Origin of the sequence: Arthrobacter sp. efr-133-TYG-118, assembly GCF_030209755.1 — a bacterium.
Taxonomy (GTDB): domain Bacteria; phylum Actinomycetota; class Actinomycetes; order Actinomycetales; family Micrococcaceae; genus Arthrobacter.
In genome coordinates this window covers 81,867-97,742 of record NZ_JARVRH010000020.1, presented here as the reverse complement: position 1 = coordinate 97,742, position 15,876 = coordinate 81,867, and the positions used below count along the sequence as shown (strand labels likewise).

The following is a 15,876-nucleotide window of genomic DNA, read 5'->3' as shown; positions in this document are numbered from 1 at the left end:
TGAATAGCCTCAAACCATGATCATTCAAGCAGGCTTTGACCTACAGATTCTCGCCCGCCCTCTCATCGACCAAGAAGAAAAGCTCTACCCAAGACTCGTAGTGATCGGCCTCGACGCCGAGATGCAGCTGGAAAGCATCCGGGTAGTCACGGAGTCCTTTGAAGGCAGCCTGAATCCATTCCAGGACGCCATCCTGGAAGATCTGGATCTCGAGGGCTCTACGTATTTTGCGATCGCGCACGCCGGAATCTGGGCCGAGGACGATTATTACGATGAGCAGCCAATCCTCCAGGAAGCGAAGAAACTCAAGGATATTGCCGAGGAGCGCGGGCTTCACATGATCGGCCATTTTGGCATCGACGAGACCGGATACATGTCCAATGGCCCGCACTCTTATTTCGACCAATATTTAGGTGGCGACGATCTCCCGGAGACGATGCTTCACTGGGTGCATTCGAGGTTTGGCAAGTGTGCCTGAGCGCCGTCGGCCGTGGGCCAGAAGCATCCACAGTGCCACTGAGCCTTACGTCGGATGGGTTGACCAACTAGACTTGGTCAACATGGCACAGTACAACGTCCAGGAGGCAAAGACCCGCCTTTCTGAACTCCTCAACAAGGTTGAACGGGGCGAAGATGTGGTTATCGCCAAGGCCGGCAAACCTGTCGCACGGCTCGTGAAGATAGAACGACCTACCAAGCGCCGACTTGGATTCGTCAAGGGACAACTTCCGGACAACTTCCTCGAGCCCATGGATGAGGAGGATCTTGCGCTATGGGAAGCACCCTTTATCTCCTCGACACACATGCCCTGATTTGGGCTCTAACGGAACCCCGGAAGCTCTCACCCAAGGCGAGACGTACAATCCAGTCATTCGACAACCGTCTCGTCGCATCCTCCGCGAGTGCATACGAGATCGGCTACAAGCACAAGCTAGGTAAACTCACCGGTTTGGACGGGCTGCTTCTGGGTTATTCCCGGCACGTCGCCGAGCTGTGTGACGAGGAGCTGTCCATTCGGAGTGTCCATGCGCTTGCGGCCGGGCACCTCGATTGGAAACATCGGGATCCTTTCGACAGGCTGATCGCTGCGCAAGCCATTGTGGAATCCATGGTGGTTATCACGGCCGATCAGGAATTCCATAACTTCCCGTTGGTGGAGACGCTCTGGTAACCACTCGTCCGGGCGGTGCGTCCCGCGGGCATAAGCTGGATTGGTGCAAATTTCGCTTTGGCTGGCCCTGGTAGGCGCCGGCACCCTGATCAGTTTCACTCCCGGTGCAGGCGCCATCTCCACGATGAGCAACTCGCTCAACTCCGGATTCCGCCGCTCCATCTGGGGAGTCCTGGGCCAACAGGCGGCACTGATCATCCATATCCTGATCGTGGCTCTCGGGGTAGGTGTTCTGGTCTCGAGCTCGCCTGTGGTCTTCAACGTGATCCGCTACACGGGGGCGGCATATCTGGTGTACATGGGCATCCGGCAGTTCCTACACCGGCCGGACCTGGACAAGGAAAAAGTGGAGGCCCGGCGGAACGAGCCAGCGTGGTCCATGTTCCAGCGAGGCGTTTGGGTCAACTTGCTCAACCCCAAGGCGATCGTTTTCTTCCTGGCCTTCATGCCGCAATTCATCCGTCCCGAGCAGCCCCTGATTCCGCAGTATCTGGTCCTCAGCAGCACGATCGTCTTCATCGACATCTGCGTCATGTGGTTCTTCTTCGCTTTGGCCGCCCGGTCATTCCAACGGTTCACGCACAACGAGCACGGGCAAAAGGTCCTGAACCGCACTTTCGGCGTGCTGTTCATGTCCGTGGGCGTTCTACTCGCCGTCATCCACTAGGCCAGCAATCCGACTGCCGAGCAAGTGTCGTTTCCAAGCCTCAAAGCGACACTGAGGGGCCCACGCCGGCGAGGGCCCCGGCCGGAGCTTGCGAAGGCTGGGAGCCGGTGGGGAGCAATCGACGGGGAAACCTAACCCGTGGAGCCGCGCACCACCAAGAAGCTCTCGAGCGTCAGTTGCGGCTGTTCCAGCTGACGACCCTCCATCAGTCCCCGGAGTTGTTCGCCGGCCTTAAGTCCCAGCGGCGTGGCCGGCAAATGAACACTGGTCAGGCTCGGGTTGCTCGTGGCCGAATACGGCAGGTCATCGAAGCCGGCAACGGCGAGTTCCTCCGGAATCCGGACCCCGGCCACTCGGGCCTCCTGCAACACGCCGTAGGCGTGAGTGTCAGTTCCGCAAACGACGGCGGTGACCCCAGCGCGCTGCCAGTCCGGCCACGCGGCGGCGAAGGCAGCCGCGGCAGCGCCGACGTCGATCGTGGTGCTGATAATGTGCGCATCCTCGACGGAAATACCGCAGGAATTGGCTTCATCAAGGAACGCCACCCGGCGCACCTCGAAGGTGGCCGTACCGGTCACGCTGTCCACGTAGGCAACTCGCTTGTGCCCGGAGGCAGCAAGGTGCGCGGCCAATTCACGGGCGCCATGGGCGACGTCGAGGTTGACGGACGGAGCATAGGCTTCGAGGCCCGGCGCATCGAGAATGACGAGCGGCCCGGCAACCGAAAGATCTTCCAGGAAGCTTGCGTTGGGCGCATCCACCAGCAGGCCGGCGGGACGAAGGGCCAGGAGCTTTCGGACGTCCTCCGCACGGGGAAACTCACCGGCGTCGGTCACGGAGAGCAGCAGTTGGTACTCGGAGCCGAGCGATTCCCGGACTCCCGCGATGACCTTGGCGAAAAAGGGGTTGGAAATGTCCGGCGCCACAAGGATCACAATCGAGCTCACGCCCTTGGCCAAAGAACTGCCGATGCCATCCACCACGTAGCCGAGTTCGGCGATAGCCTGGCGGACCCGTGAAATGTTGTCTTCGGACACTCTGCCCTGGGTTTTGCCGTTGGCAACCAGGGACACCGTCGCAGTCGAGACCCCTGCCATAGAGGCCACCATCGCCGCCGTTACACGCTGCGTACGGCCTAGGGCCCGATGCACTGGTTCCGCGGATTCCATACAACGATGGTAGCGGGGAATCAGCCATCTCCCATGCCGCAAGGCATCAAGCGCTTGACGCAGAATGGGCCCACGCCCGCCGGGTTCCCTGTCCGAGCTTGCGAGGATAGGGTGCGGGTGGGGACGTTAAGCGTTTGACGTGACATGCAAGCCAGTGCCAGAATTCCTCTGAATGCTTTAGCGCCCTGCCTCGGCAGGCCCCAATGACGTGGAGATGAACATGGACCCCAACACCATGACCCGTGAACGCAAGAAGATCATCCTGGATTGTGATCCCGGGCATGACGACGCCGTGGCCCTGCTGCTGGCCCACGGCAACCCGGACATCGAACTGCTCGCCGTCACCACGGTGGTGGGTAACCAGACCCTCGAAAAGGTCACCCGCAACGCCCTGTCGGTGGGCACCATCGCAGGCATCACCGGTGTTCCCTTTGCCGCCGGCTGCGACCGCCCACTCGTCCGCTCCATCGAAACCGCGCCCGACATCCACGGCGAAACCGGCATGGACGGCCCCGAGCAGCCCCAGTCCACCATCGAGCTGGACCCGCGCCACGCCGTCGACCTGATCATCGAAACGATCATGGCGCACGAGCCGGGCACCGTGACCCTGGTCCCCACCGCGGGACTCACCAACATCGCCATGGCCGCCCGCAAGGAGCCGCGCATCGTTGAACGCGTCAAGGAAGTCGTCCTCATGGGCGGCGGCTACTACGTAGGCAACTGGAGTGCAGTGGCCGAATTCAACATCATTATCGACCCCGAGGCCGCACACATCGTCTTCAACGAAAAGTGGCCCGTGGTGATGGTCGGTTTGGACCTCACGCACCAGGCCCTGGCCACTCCCGAGGTCGTTGAGAAGATCGCCGCCGTGGGTACCAAGCCGGCCAAGTTCGTCATGGAACTGATGGAGTTCTTCACCAAGACCTACAAGGACGCCCAGGGCTTTGACTATCCCCCGGTGCACGATCCCTGCGCCGTGGCCTACGTCATCGACCCCACCGTGATGACTACCCGCAAGGTCCCCGTCGACATCGAGCTGCAGGGCAAGCTCACCCTTGGCATGACCGTGGCCGATTTCCGCGCCCCCGCACCGGCCGACTGCCACACCTCCGTCGCCGTCGACCTCGACCACGAGAAGTTCTGGAACCTCGTCACTGACGCGATCATCCGCATCGGCGAGCCCGGCGACGGCGGCACTCCCGCCGCCGTCGTCGCCGGCAACGTCGCAGGAGAGGCCAAGTAAATGACCACCCTCATCAATGAATCCAAGACCAACCGCGGCAACGTTGCCGCCCTCATGGTTGCCCTGCTGGCCGCCTGCGTAGCCTTCCAGCTCAACGCTTCCATGCTCAGCCCGGCCCTGGTCACCATGGGCAACGAACTCCACACGGACCAGGCGGTCATCGGCCTCTCCCAGACCTGGTTCTTCACGGCAGCAGCCCTGTTCTCGCTCTTCCTGCCGCGCCTGAGCGACATCGTCGGCCGCAAGAAGATCCTCATCGGCATGATGCTGCTGATGGCCGTCGGCTCGGTCATCGCAGCCATGGCGCCCGACGTGACGTGGCTCTTCGTGGGCCGCATCGTCCAGGGCGTCAGTGGCCCCACCGTCCCGCTGTGCCTCATCATGCTGCGCTCCGCGGTCAACAACCCGCGCAAGTATGGAGCCCTTATGGGCCTCATCACGGCAGTCAACGGCGGCGTTGCCGGCGTCGACTCCTTCGTGGGCGGCTACTTCGCCGAGCACTTCGGATTCCGCAGCATCTTCTGGCTCATGGTCGGCCTCGCAATCGTGGCCACGGCCTTGATCGCGATCCTTTCCGGGGAGAGCAAGCCTGCCGCTGGTACAGGCATGGACTGGCTCGGCGTGTTCTTCATTGTCATCGCGGTGGGCGCACTCCTGACAGCCCTCAATGAGGGATCCAAGCTGGTCGGCGCCTTCTCTTCCGGAACGCTCATGCTGGCCATCGGACTGATTGTGGTCGCTGCGGCCGCGTTCGCCGCCTTCTGGACAGTGGAGAAGCGCTCCAAGGAGCCGATGGTGGAAACGATCCACCTTCGCCAGCGTTCCACGTGGGCGCCTCTGCTGACCACCACCCTCGCCATGACCGGCATCTTCGCAGTCATCAACGGCATCGTCCCGGCCTACGTCCAGGCCGCGGCACCGGGATTCGGGGTCGGCCCCACCGAGATGTCGCTCATGATCCTCACGCCGTACGCCCTCCTCGGCTGGGTATTCGGACCAATCAGCGGCCGGCTCGCACCCGTACTCGGCTACACCAAAGTCCTGCGCATCGGCATGCTGGGCAGCATCGCGGCCCTGGCAATCATCGCGTTCTTCGGCCTCGGCAGCCTGCCGATCATGATCCTGGGAACAGCCTTGCTCGGCATCATGTACGCCGGTACGGTCAACATCATGCTCAACGGACTCGGAGTTGTCCTCTCTCCCGCCGGCAACCCCGGCTTCCTGCCCGGCATGAACGCCGGAGCCTTCAACCTCGGCGCCGGCCTGAGCTTCCTGGTGTTGCCGGCCGTCCTTGTGGCGACCTCGGCGCTGGGCGACGCCAAGGCCTCGTACTTGACGGTCGTCGTCGTCGGCCTGGCCATCACCGTCGCCGCCTTCGCGGCGTCGCTGCTCATCCCCAAGCCCCTCGAAGCCGAGGTTGAAAAGTGAACCGCAGGATCGTCGTCGTCGGGTCCCTGAATGCGGACTTGACCATCTATTGCGAACGGCTCCCGCTCCCGGGTGAAACAGTCCACGGCAACGGTTTCGTGGTCAATCCCGGCGGCAAGAGCGCCAACCAGGCTGTCGCGGCGAGCAAGCTGGGCGGCACGGTGAGCCTGATCGGCGCGGTCGGAAACGACTCCAATGGCGACATGCTCCTCGCCTCCACGGAAGGGGCTGGGGTGGACGTTTCACGCGTCCGCCGTTCCGCGGATGTGGCCACCGGCGTCGCGGTTATCGCGGTAGATGCGACCGGTGAGAACAACATCATCATTTCGGCCGGTGCCAACGGAACGCTCGCCCCGGCCGACGTGTCGGCGGACGCCTTCGACGACGCCGCTGTGCTCTGCCTCTGCCTGGAGGTCAGCCTTGAGACTGTCGAGGCTGCCGCTAAAACAGCGCACGACGCCGGGGCAACGGTTCTGTTGAATCTCTCGCCGTACGCCGAGATCCCGCAAAGCCTGGCCGCTTTGAGCGATGTGCTGCTGGTCAACGCCCACGAAGCCTCCATGTTCCTGGGCGACGCCGAGATGCCCCACCCGGGCGCGCACGCAAGCGCCTGGGAGCCTGTCCGAAGCCAGTTCGCCGAGCGGGGATTGCAACGGGTATTGGTTACGCTCGGCTCCCATGGCTCGGTGGTGTTGGATTCCCTCGCCGTTTCCGGGGAACAGATCTCCCGGATCGCGCCCACCAAGGTCAATGCCGTGGATACGACCGGTGCAGGGGACGCCTTCACCGGTGCCGTCGCGGCCCGCCTCGCCGCGGGCGAAACCCTGGCCGAAGCCGCGGCGTTCGCTTCGGTTGCCGCAGCGCTCGCCACCACCAAGAAGGGCACCCAGGCCGCCTACCCCGGGGCTGCGGAAGTCCTGGAGCACTTGCGGATTTCCTGACTCAGACCGCCTCAACTTCCTACCAGTTTTCCGCTTTCAAACCCCCGGAAAACCGCCCTCGGCGGCGTCACCGGCGGCCAAAATTGGTAGGAAGTTGAGGCCGGGGAGCATCCGCTTGTACGCCTCCACCAGCGACTTTACAAATTCTGTAATCTCCCTTTCCTTTTGACTAGCCAAGACGGGGTGGCATCCCCCATGCTTGCTCCATGTACTCAGCGTCGAGCCCATACCGCATCATCACCGTCTGCACGGGAAACATCTGCCGCTCACCCATGGCGCAACTGATGTTGACTGAAGCGTTCGACGCCGGAGGGCTCGGTGGAGCGGTGGTTGTGGACTCCGCGGGAACCACGTCCTACGAGGCCGGGCACCCCATCGATCCACGCGCAGCCCGGGTCCTTTCGGCACACCGCATCCGCTCCGAGGGTCACATCGCCAGGAGTTGGCGCCAGGAGTGGTTCCGGGAGCGGGACCTGATTTTGGCCCTCGACGTGGATCATTACGGCTGGCTCCACGAGGCCGCCCCGGATTCGGAGGCACTCGCCAAGATCCGGATGCTGCGCAGTTTCGACCCATCCGTCGCGGGCCGGAGCACCTTGGACCTGGGCATCGAGGATCCCTGGTACGGCGGCCATCACGATTTCGACGTCACCTGGGACCTCATCCGCGCGGCCGTTCCCGGCATCGTCGCTTCCACGCGGGACGTCCTTGCCGCCAGGCAGCACGCACAGCACCTCGACCCGCAGCAGGTACGCTCTATTTCATGACCCCAGCACCCGTGATCATCGCCATCGATGGCCGGTCCGGCGCGGGAAAGACTACCCTCGCCGTCGAACTTGCCGCCCGCCTCCGCATGCATCACAAGGTGTCGCTGTTCCATCTTGAGGACATCTATCCGGGCTGGAACGGCCTCGCCGCGGGCATCGAGCGGTACATCACCACGGTCTTGGCGCCACTGAGGCACGGGGACGCCGCCGAGTGGGTTAGTTGGGACTGGGAGAAACACTACGACGGGCGCAGCCACGTCACCTTGCCTGCCGAAATCGTCATTGTCGAGGGCGTCGGGGCAGCCGCGAGTGGCGCCCGGCCCATGCTGGACGCCGTGGTCTGGGTGGACGCTCCCGACGACGATCGCCGGCACCGCGCGATGGCCCGGGACGGCAGCAGCTACGAACCGTTCTGGGACAGCTGGGCTGCGCAGGAGGACGAGTGGCTGGAGACCGACGACGTCCTCGACCACACCGACGTCCGGGTGCTGAACCGGGCGGACGGCGATGCCCCGGATGACGCCCTGCAGGCGCTGAACTACCTCCCTTCGCTCTCCCCTGTGCTGGCTCCCGAGCTCTCGGCACGCCGCGGCTTGCAGCTCAAGGCCGAACAGATCGACGCCACGCCGGACGCCGCGGCCCTGTTCCAAGCGCTGTATGCCAAGTCCACCAACGCCGTCTGGCTCGATTCCTCCAACACGTCCTCCAACAGGGGCACAGCCAGCGATGCCGCGGCCGAACGCAGCCGCTTCAGTATCCTGGCGGACGACGGCGGCTCCTTCGGCCAGGCTGTAATGCACAGTTCCGGAGCCACCCGGATCAGCGCCGGATGCGCCACCGTCGAGACCACCGGCCCCTTCTTCCGCTGGCTGGAGACCGTGTGGGGCCGCAAGGCCTTGCGTGCACCCGAAGGCTATGACTGCGAATTCACGCTCGGCTGGTTGGGGTACCTCGGCTATGAATTGAAGCGGGAGACCGGCGGCAGCGATGTCCAATCCGGCACTCCGGATGCGGCGTTGCTCTTCGCCGGCCGGGCCGTAGTGATCGACCACCGTGACGCTGCCGTCTGGCTGCTTGCCATCGATGCTCCCGACGCCGGCGAATGGCTTGGGCTTGCGCGCGAGGCCGTGCTGTCCGCGGCGTCGCCACCCCAAGGGGCCGGCACGCCGAGGCACTCGGCCGGGGATCCCGCCGTCGGGAGCGGTACAGTAGCGCCCGAGTTCTCCAGCCGCGACACCGAGGACGAGTACAAAAGCAAAATCATCGACGCCCAGCTCCAGATCACCGAAGGCAACACGTACGAGGTCTGCCTGACCACCACGGTGACCGCCCCGGATCCCGGGCTGGACCCGTGGGAGAGCTACCTCGCGCTGCGAAAGCGCAACCCGGCGCCGTTCGCAAGCTACTTGCGGTTCGGCGATCTGACGGTCGCGAGTACCTCGCCGGAGCGCTTCCTGCGGATAACCTCCGACGGCGGCATGCGCGCCGAGCCGATCAAGGGCACGAGGGGCCGGGCCAACGATCCTGTCATCGACGAGGCCCTGCGGCGTGGCCTTGAATCCTCGCTCAAGGACCGTGCCGAGAACATCATGATCGTGGACTTACTCCGCAACGACCTCAGCCATTTCGCCGTCCCCGGATCGGTGACCGTCAGCCGGCTGTGTGTGGTGGAAAGCTACGCCACGGTGCACCAGATGGTGAGCACTATCGACGCCCGGCTGCGGCCCGGAGCACCCCGGGCCGAGGCCGTGGCGGCCGCGTTCCCCGCCGGGTCCATGACGGGCGCCCCGAAGATCAGCACCATGGACATCCTCGATGGCTTGGAGTCCGGACCCCGCGGAGTCTACTCCGGCGCGATTGGCTACTTTTCGCTCAACGCGGCGACGGATCTCGCCGTCGTGATCCGGACCCTGGTGATGGGTCCCGACGGCGACGGCGGACGCACGCTCAGTCTCGGCGTCGGGGGGGCCATCACGGCGGACTCCACGCCGCAGGACGAATACGACGAAATCCGGACCAAGGCCTTCGGCGTGCTCTCGGCCCTCGGCGCGGAGTTTCCCACTACCTGAGAGTCAGTCGTGTTCCTCTGTCCGGGCGCGGACGGTCCGGGGGTCGTTGCGGGTGATCGTGTAGTAGATCAGGCTGGCCAGGATTGCCCCCACGAACCATGAATACGGGCCCAGGCCCGAGCCTCCCGGGAGGAAGGTCTGCAGTGCCGGGACCAGCGCCAAAACACCTGCGACGACGGCGGCAGGGACCAGCGCGGCAACGGCCTTGAGGTTCCAGCCCTTGGTGTAGAAATAGAGGCCGTTCTCGTCCTCGTGGTACAGGTCCGAGATCTTGCAACGCTGGTGCCGGATACGGAAGAAGTCCGTGAAGATGACCCCGAACAGCGGACCAAGCAGCGCGCCCAGGCCGCCGAGGAAGTACACGATCACGACGGGACTGCTGAAGAGGTTCCAGGGCAGGATCACGATTGCGAGCACTGCGCTGATAAGGCCGCCGCGGCGGAAGTCGATGCGGTGCGGGGCCACGTTGGCGAGGTCGTAGGAGGCCGAAACGAAGTTCGCTACGACGTTGATGCCGATCGTGGCCACCACAAACGTGATGGCGGCGATGATGGTGATCCATGGATTCTTGATCGCCTGGACGATCGCCACCGGATCGGTGATCACCTTGAACATGTCCTGGCCGGCATACTGGTCCGCGGTGAAATAGGACGCCGCCCCGGCTGTGACCACCACTGTGACCAGGGCGAACGCGATGAAGTTCACTGGGAGGCCCCAGAAGTTGCCGCGCAGGATGGTCTTGCGGTCCGGCGAGAACCGGGAGAAGTCGCAGAAGTTCAGGAGAAGCGCTGCGAAGTAGGTGACTGTCAGGGCGATGGCAGAGAAGAACTGAGTCAAGGCTGCCGGGCCGTCCAAAGGCGCGACGCCGGGGATCGAGAGGCTGAACTTGTTGCCCGCTTGCGTCAGGATGTAGATCGCGAGCGCGAACATGGCCACCCAGATGGCGGGACCGGCCCAGTCCTGGAACTTCCGGACCGTCTCCATGCCCCGGCGGATGACCAGCAGCTGGACCGCCCAAAGGACCAGGAAAGCCGCCCAACCCAGCGGCGTCAGGCCAAGGATGCGTGGCACGTCCGGGCCATCGAGCGAGGTCAACTGGGGCCACACGGAAAACAGGAGCACCAGCACGGCTTCCGAAGCGAGCCAGGTCTGGATGCCGTACCAGGCGATGGCGATGAGTGCCCGGATCAGGGCGGCCAGGTTGGCACCGAAGAGACCGAAGGACATCCGCGCCAGGACCGGATACGGGACGCCGGTCTTCTGTCCGGCCGTCCCGGCAAAGTTCATGAGGAAGTAGACCAGGGTAATGCCGAGGACCAGGGCCAGGAAGACTTGCCAGCCCACCAGGCCGGTGATGAAGAGGCCGGCCGCGAAGGTGTAACCGGCAATGCTGTGGACGTCGCACATCCACAGGGCGAAGAGGCTGCGGACCCTCCAGTTGCGTTGCCGGGCCGGTGCGAGGTCCGCGTTCCACAGCCTGTCGCTGACCAATCGGCCCTCCGCAAGGATTCGGACTTTCTCAGGGTATTCGTCTCCCGGCTCGGGCGGTGCCTGCACCGCCGGGGACTCGTTTTTCCGCGCCATGATGCCTCCGAAGAACGCTTCCAAACATGCTTGGAATTCCAGAATCGCCCCATTGCGGCCGGAAGGAAAGCCCCCTTGGGAGTGCTGGAACGTCGTCACGTTAGCATTGGTCCAAATACGTCTTACCAGGAGGGTGCATGCCGCACATCGTTGACTTCGAGAATGTTTCTACCGCCGGGCTGGAATCGTCTCCCGTTGCCGAGGCGCTCGCCGGGTTGCGCGCCAACGAGGGCCGCTATTACCGAAACAAATACAACCACGTCTTTGCCGTGAGCCCTGCCAGCGAGGTTCCCGAGGTGGTCGAACGGGTGAGCCGCATCCTGAGGGACGAGCGTGACATCGTCATCAGCTCCCGCCCGCTGGAAGCGACTGCCTTCGAAGTCGACGGTTTGCGGATGGCCTACGTCTTCTACGAGTCGGGGCTGTCGATCAACGTTATGTACAGCATCGAGGCCGGCGGGAAGCGAGCGGTCGGATTCAAGCTCGCCGACGGCATGGAGATCCCGGAAGAACTCGCGTCACGCTTCAAATTCGCTCGCCAGAAGTCGAAGCTGGCAGGAGTTATCCGCGGCTCCTTCTTCGTGATCAAGGGTGAGTACTGACCCTGCCCACTGCATCCAAGCAACGCTGCAGTCAGCTCATGCGCCGAGGTTCAACATTTCGACGTAGCGGTCGATCATCATGTGTTGGCCTTTGATCTGGGAGATCAGCTCCGGACTGGCGATCTCGCCGTCGGGCAGCTGTCCCGAGCCGCCGGACGGCCCCAACGGAAGGATGATGACGGGCTTCGACGGCGTGTAAGCGGCCAGTTCCGCGGAGTCCTCAATCTGGGCTTGGATGTTCTTGGCAACCACAGCGGCCTCGCGTCCCGCGACGCCGGCTTTGTTCACGTCGATCGCCGAAATGTCGCCCAAGGCGTAGACGTTCTCGAAGCCTGTGACTCGGAGTTCGGGGGTGACGTCCAGGTAGCCCTCGGCGGTCCGTGCGGCAAGGAGGTCTCCCGCCACATAGTCCGTTTGCGGGGCTATTCCATAGCAGCGGAACCAGATGTCCGCCTGGATGGAAGTACCGTCTGTGGTGCGGACCGTAAAGGTGGCGAATTCACCCGCAGGAACCGGAGGCAATTGCACCAACGAATTCCCCAGAATTCGCCGAACGCCGAGTTCATCCAGCTGCCGGTTGACCTCAATCCGCAGCCGTGGATCGTACGCCCCGGGAAGGATGTCCGGCGCCAGATCCACCATCACTATGTCCTTCTCCGGCCATGCAGCCGCGATCTCGCCCGCAAATTCAAGGCCTACAGCCCCGGCGCCCAGCAGCATCACCCTGTCGGCGCGTTTGAGGTCATCATGTGCTGCTTGGTAGCGGGCGATGGCGTCGGTGGTGACCACTCGATCACTTTTGGCCGGGAAGGGGTAGCTGGAACCGCTCGCGAGGACAATGTAGTCAGGCGCCAGGCTGGCACCCGAGGCCAACTCGACGGTGTGCCCGTCTACCCGGACTGCGCGGTCACGGAGTACCGTGCCGTGCACCAGCAGACGGTCATAGGGAAGGAACATCCGCGGCAGGAAATCCGGTTGGACCACAGATCGGAGGGCCGCAATGTTGTGTACGAAAGCGTCCTTGGGCTCCACCAAGGTAACCGTTGCGTGTTCGTCCAGGGCCTTGGCTACGGAGATCCCGCCGTAGCCTCCGCCGATAACCACCACAGTGGGGTGCGGAGCCTGGTTATTCATGGCAACTCCTTAGGTAGAAAGCTCACGCTGCTCGGCTCGTGCCGCCCAGATCGTTTATGAAGGACAACGATTGGATGTCATCAATAATTTCCTCAGTGATAAGATTTTCCTGATGAGTTCTTCGGCAGCAGGAAAGCAACTGGGGTTTCTCTTGGCGCGCCACGGGCGCATCATGAATACGCGCCTCCGCCAAGCGCTGGACTCCTCCGGGCTCAGCCCAAGGCATGCCGTGCTGCTGTGCCGGCTTGACGAGTCCGGGCCGCTCAGTCAGCAGGGCCTGATCGATGCTCTCTCCATCGATGCGAGCGGACTGGTAGCGGTCCTGAACGACCTTGAACGCGAAGGGCTGGCGGAACGACGCCGCGATCCCGCGGACCGTCGTCGTCATATCGTCGAAATCACTGCGGAAGGCAAGCGCGCGGTGGCGTCGATTGAAGTCTCGGTGGCCGACGTCGAGCAGGAGGCCTTTGCCGGGTTCTCCGCCGATGAGCTTCGGCAACTCCATGGGCTGTTGTCGAGGATCCACGGCGAACCCGCGGACGAGGCCTGCGCCGAGGACTGAGCCTTACTGCAGCGTGGCGGTCAGTCGCGCCACATTGTCCACGTATTTGGCGAGCATCGGCCGGTGCAGCCAGCCCTCCAGGGTCAGCTCGCGGCACATTTCCCGGTAGCTCGACTCCACGGATCGCATGCTGTCCACGGCCTCGGCGCCCAGGAGCATCACGGACACCTCCATGTTGAGCGAGAAAGAGCGCATGTCCATATTGCTGGAGCCGAGGACGGCCACTTCCTCGTCGATGGTGAAATGCTTGGCGTGCAGCACGTACGGCGCGCGGTACAGGTAGATCCGTACCCCGGCTTCCAGCAACGCCTCGTAGTAGGAGCGCTGGGCATGGTGGACGAGGAACTGGTCGCCCTTCTCGGAGACAAAAAGTTCCACGTCGACGCCACGCTGGGCCGCCGTCGTGATGGCGTACAACAGCGAATCGTCGGGCACGAAGTACGGGCTGCAAATCGAGATGCGGTGCTGGGCCGAGTAGATCAGCGTATTGAACAGGCGCAGGTTGTTTTCCGTGACAAACCCCGGGCCGCTGGGAACCACCTGGGCCGTCATTCGGCCGGGCGTTGCCCGGACCGCGACCTGCAACTGGTTTTCCAGGGATTCATCGGTTTCGCTGAGCCAGTCGGTAGCGAAGACGACGTTGAGGGTGGCAACGATCGGCCCCTCCATCCGCGCCATGAGTTCCACCCATTTACGCCCGGCGCGTCGGTGCTTGGGGTTGTTGTAGGAGGGCTCGATCAGGTTCTGCGAGCCCGTGAAGGCGATTTCGCCGTCGATCACCAGGATTTTCCGGTGGTTCCGCAAATCCGGACGACGCCACTGGCCGTGGATGGGCAACAACGGCAACATGCGGCGCCACTGGATCTGGCCGCGCTTCAGCCTGCGGACGAGTCTTCGGTAGCCGGGGATCCGCAGCGTGCCGATGTGGTCGAACAGAAGTCGGACGTTGACGCCGCGCACTGCTGCGTTTTCCAACTCGGTGAGGAGTTCGTCCGTGACGGAGTCACTGCTCATGATGTAGAACTCTGCATTGACGAACTTTTTGGCCCCCCGGACCGCTTCCGCCATGGCCTTGATGGACTCTTCGTAGCCGGGGATCAGCTCCACGGAGTTGCCGTCCACCATTGGCAGCGAGCCGAGGCGCCGGTTCAGTTCGCCAGCCGACGTCACCCATTCGGGTCCCGAGTAATTGCTTACGACGTCGGCGAGCGCCGAAGTGCCTGCACGCACCCGATCGTTGACTTGCTCCTGCTGCTCCCGACGACGGCGGGACAAGCGGAAATTGCCGAACAACAGGAACAGGACGAATCCGACGGACGGAACGAGGAAGACGGCAAGGAGCCACGCCATGGCCGTCGTGGGGCGGCGGTTTCCGGGGATGACGCCGAGCAGCACGACGCGCAAGACGATCTCAACGATGGCCCACGCGCCGAGGAGCCAAGTCCACTCTGTCCCGAACTGAAAAGGAAACAGCACCCCGCACCCCCACGATCAAATTGCCGATCAAAGAACCAACAGTCAGGCCAGCCTATCTGGCGCACCTCTCCCGACTGCTCGTCCTGTGGGCCAGCACTAAGCTGGAAGCATGACTTTACCTGCCTCGACGGTCCTCGTTTTCCTGGATCCAGCGTTCGAAAACGGCCGCGTCGCCGATTCCAGCCAGCCGCAGCTCATGGCAACCGACCTGGGCGCCACCCGGGGTGACGGCGTCTTCGAGTCGCTGCTCGCCGTCGAGGGCCGTGCGCGCAAGGTGCAAGCGCACCTGAACAGGCTTGAGGGCTCAGCCCGCGCACTGGACCTCAACATTCCCGGGCAGGACGTCTGGCGCCGTGCCATCGACACCGCGATCACCGAATTCCGCGACGCCTTCCCCGCGCCAAGCCCGGCCGAGGACGAGGTGGTCGTCAAACTGCTGGTGACGCGCGGCGTCGAAGGCGCATCGACTCCCACGTGCTGGATCCAGGCTTCGCCGTCACCCGCGGGCAGTCGCCGGCAGCGCGAGACGGGCATCGACGTCGTACTCCTTGACCGTGGCTTCGACACCGAGGCGGGCGACCGCGCCCCCTGGCTGCTGCTCGGCGCCAAGACTCTCTCCTACGCCGTGAACATGGCCGCGCTGCGCTACGCACACAAGCAAGGCGCGGACGACGCCATCTTCACCTCAACAGACGGCCGTGTTCTGGAGGGTCCGACCTCCACGGTGTTGCTGGCCCACGTTGAAACGGTCGACGACGGCGCCGGCTCAGTACGCACCGTCAAGCGCCTGATCACTCCGCAACTGGACAGCGGCATCCTGCCGGGCACGTCCCAGGACGCCCTTTTCGCCAAGGCAAAGGCAGCGGGATGGGAGCTCGGCTACGGCCCGCTGGTCCCGGAAGACCTGTTCGACGCCGATGCGGTGTGGCTGATCTCGAGCATCCGGCTCATCGCGCCCGTCAACCATGTGGACGGCAGGGAGATCGGAACCCCGGCCATGCGCAAACAGCTGACAGCCGAACTTAACGAGCTGTTTGCGGGGATCGAGTAGGGCTCGGGGCTG

At 63.7% G+C, this 15,876-nt stretch carries 16 protein-coding genes; 12 read left to right on the top strand and 4 right to left on the bottom strand.

Translation table 11 applies throughout. The features are described from left to right. The first annotated feature begins 16 nt into the window (after positions 1 to 16). The 4 genes from QRN59_RS16560 (at position 17) to QRN59_RS16545 (ending at position 1,838) form a co-directional block, all read left to right on the top strand. Positions 17 to 478, top strand: coding sequence for a hypothetical protein (locus tag QRN59_RS16560; RefSeq protein ID WP_284983583.1), 462 nt, complete (start codon positions 17 to 19; stop codon positions 476 to 478). Positions 479 to 560: 82 nt separating this feature from the next. Continuing rightward, positions 561 to 812, top strand: coding sequence for a type II toxin-antitoxin system Phd/YefM family antitoxin (locus tag QRN59_RS16555; protein WP_284983582.1), 252 nt, complete (start codon positions 561 to 563; stop codon positions 810 to 812). Next, positions 773 to 1,171 (top strand): type II toxin-antitoxin system VapC family toxin, encoded by a 399-nt coding sequence (locus tag QRN59_RS16550; RefSeq protein WP_284983581.1) that lies wholly within the window; start codon positions 773 to 775, stop codon positions 1,169 to 1,171. Before QRN59_RS16555 ends, QRN59_RS16550 begins: the two co-directional genes overlap by 40 nt. A 43-nt stretch (positions 1,172 to 1,214) precedes the next feature. Continuing rightward, positions 1,215 to 1,838 carry a LysE family transporter gene (locus QRN59_RS16545; RefSeq protein WP_284983580.1) on the top strand — a complete coding sequence of 208 codons (624 nt, stop codon included), beginning with the start codon at positions 1,215 to 1,217 and terminating at the stop codon, positions 1,836 to 1,838. A gap of 131 nt (positions 1,839 to 1,969) precedes the next feature. On the opposite strand, the gene QRN59_RS16540 is transcribed toward QRN59_RS16545, so the two are convergent. Next, the gene (locus tag QRN59_RS16540; RefSeq protein WP_284983622.1) at positions 1,970 to 2,947 is read right to left on the bottom strand and encodes a LacI family DNA-binding transcriptional regulator; all 978 of its coding nucleotides are present in this window, start codon (positions 2,945 to 2,947) and stop codon (positions 1,970 to 1,972) included. 280 nt (positions 2,948 to 3,227) lie between these two features. On the opposite strand from QRN59_RS16540, the gene uriH reads away from it, so the two are divergent. The 5 genes from uriH to QRN59_RS16515 all read left to right on the top strand — a co-directional run bounded on the left by uriH (position 3,228) and on the right by QRN59_RS16515 (position 9,455). After that, positions 3,228 to 4,250 (top strand): uridine-preferring nucleoside hydrolase UriH, encoded by a 1,023-nt coding sequence (uriH, locus tag QRN59_RS16535; RefSeq protein WP_284983579.1) that lies wholly within the window; start codon positions 3,228 to 3,230, stop codon positions 4,248 to 4,250. Next, complete coding sequence (uriT, locus tag QRN59_RS16530; RefSeq protein ID WP_284983578.1) at positions 4,251 to 5,678, top strand: uridine transporter UriT; 1,428 nt, start codon at positions 4,251 to 4,253, stop codon at positions 5,676 to 5,678. Further along, positions 5,675 to 6,619 (top strand): ribokinase, encoded by a 945-nt coding sequence (locus QRN59_RS16525; RefSeq protein WP_284983577.1) that lies wholly within the window; start codon positions 5,675 to 5,677, stop codon positions 6,617 to 6,619. The genes uriT and QRN59_RS16525 overlap by 4 nt, the downstream gene beginning before the upstream one ends. A gap of 206 nt (positions 6,620 to 6,825) precedes the next feature. After that, positions 6,826 to 7,386: a low molecular weight protein-tyrosine-phosphatase gene (locus QRN59_RS16520; protein WP_284983576.1), complete on the top strand. Its 561-nt coding sequence runs from the start codon at positions 6,826 to 6,828 to the stop codon at positions 7,384 to 7,386. Next, positions 7,383 to 9,455, top strand: coding sequence for a chorismate-binding protein (locus QRN59_RS16515; RefSeq protein WP_284983575.1), 2,073 nt, complete (start codon positions 7,383 to 7,385; stop codon positions 9,453 to 9,455). Before QRN59_RS16520 ends, QRN59_RS16515 begins: the two co-directional genes overlap by 4 nt. A gap of 3 nt (positions 9,456 to 9,458) precedes the next feature. Here QRN59_RS16515 and QRN59_RS16510 read toward each other — a convergent pair whose 3' ends face one another. Further along, positions 9,459 to 11,039, bottom strand: a complete 1,581-nt coding sequence (locus QRN59_RS16510; protein ID WP_284983574.1) for an NCS1 family nucleobase:cation symporter-1 — start codon at positions 11,037 to 11,039, stop codon at positions 9,459 to 9,461. 137 nt (positions 11,040 to 11,176) lie between these two features. Here QRN59_RS16510 and QRN59_RS16505 point away from each other — a divergent pair, with 137 nt between their 5' ends. Next, a complete protein-coding gene (locus tag QRN59_RS16505; protein ID WP_284983573.1) occupies positions 11,177 to 11,641 on the top strand; it encodes a DUF8821 family protein in 465 nt (154 codons plus the stop codon). Positions 11,642 to 11,677: 36 nt separating this feature from the next. Here QRN59_RS16505 and QRN59_RS16500 read toward each other — a convergent pair whose 3' ends face one another. Further along, positions 11,678 to 12,775 carry an FAD-dependent oxidoreductase gene (locus QRN59_RS16500; RefSeq protein ID WP_284983572.1) on the bottom strand — a complete coding sequence of 366 codons (1,098 nt, stop codon included), beginning with the start codon at positions 12,773 to 12,775 and terminating at the stop codon, positions 11,678 to 11,680. 112 nt (positions 12,776 to 12,887) lie between these two features. Here QRN59_RS16500 and QRN59_RS16495 point away from each other — a divergent pair, with 112 nt between their 5' ends. Next, the gene (locus QRN59_RS16495) at positions 12,888 to 13,337 is read left to right on the top strand and encodes a MarR family winged helix-turn-helix transcriptional regulator (protein WP_284983571.1); all 450 of its coding nucleotides are present in this window, start codon (positions 12,888 to 12,890) and stop codon (positions 13,335 to 13,337) included. 3 nt (positions 13,338 to 13,340) lie between these two features. On the opposite strand, the gene cls is transcribed toward QRN59_RS16495, so the two are convergent. Beyond that, on the bottom strand, positions 13,341 to 14,813 hold the full coding sequence (gene cls, locus QRN59_RS16490; RefSeq protein ID WP_284983570.1) for a cardiolipin synthase: 1,473 nt from the start codon (positions 14,811 to 14,813) through the stop codon (positions 13,341 to 13,343). A gap of 109 nt (positions 14,814 to 14,922) precedes the next feature. On the opposite strand from cls, the gene QRN59_RS16485 reads away from it, so the two are divergent. Beyond that, the gene (locus QRN59_RS16485; protein WP_284983569.1) at positions 14,923 to 15,864 is read left to right on the top strand and encodes an aminodeoxychorismate lyase; all 942 of its coding nucleotides are present in this window, start codon (positions 14,923 to 14,925) and stop codon (positions 15,862 to 15,864) included. Positions 15,865 to 15,876 lie beyond the last annotated feature (12 nt).

Bases quoted from the DNA above. Each gene is read 5' to 3' on its own strand.
- QRN59_RS16520 (WP_284983576.1), top strand. From the start codon at position 6,826: ATGTACTCAGCGTCGAGCCCATACCGCATCATCACCGTCTGCACGGGA.
- QRN59_RS16515 (WP_284983575.1), top strand. From the start codon at position 7,383: ATGACCCCAGCACCCGTGATCATCGCCATCGATGGCCGGTCCGGCGCG.
- QRN59_RS16560 (WP_284983583.1), top strand. From the start codon at position 17: ATGATCATTCAAGCAGGCTTTGACCTACAGATTCTCGCCCGCCCTCTC.
- QRN59_RS16495 (WP_284983571.1), top strand. From the start codon at position 12,888: ATGAGTTCTTCGGCAGCAGGAAAGCAACTGGGGTTTCTCTTGGCGCGC.
- uriH (WP_284983579.1), top strand. From the start codon at position 3,228: ATGGACCCCAACACCATGACCCGTGAACGCAAGAAGATCATCCTGGAT.
- QRN59_RS16510 (WP_284983574.1), bottom strand. From the start codon at position 11,039: ATGGCGCGGAAAAACGAGTCCCCGGCGGTGCAGGCACCGCCCGAGCCG.
- QRN59_RS16540 (WP_284983622.1), bottom strand. From the start codon at position 2,947: ATGGTGGCCTCTATGGCAGGGGTCTCGACTGCGACGGTGTCCCTGGTT.
- QRN59_RS16550 (WP_284983581.1), top strand. From the start codon at position 773: ATGGGAAGCACCCTTTATCTCCTCGACACACATGCCCTGATTTGGGCT.
- QRN59_RS16485 (WP_284983569.1), top strand. From the start codon at position 14,923: ATGACTTTACCTGCCTCGACGGTCCTCGTTTTCCTGGATCCAGCGTTC.
- uriT (WP_284983578.1), top strand. From the start codon at position 4,251: ATGACCACCCTCATCAATGAATCCAAGACCAACCGCGGCAACGTTGCC.
- QRN59_RS16555 (WP_284983582.1), top strand. From the start codon at position 561: ATGGCACAGTACAACGTCCAGGAGGCAAAGACCCGCCTTTCTGAACTC.
- QRN59_RS16500 (WP_284983572.1), bottom strand. From the start codon at position 12,775: ATGAATAACCAGGCTCCGCACCCCACTGTGGTGGTTATCGGCGGAGGC.
- QRN59_RS16505 (WP_284983573.1), top strand. From the start codon at position 11,177: ATGCCGCACATCGTTGACTTCGAGAATGTTTCTACCGCCGGGCTGGAA.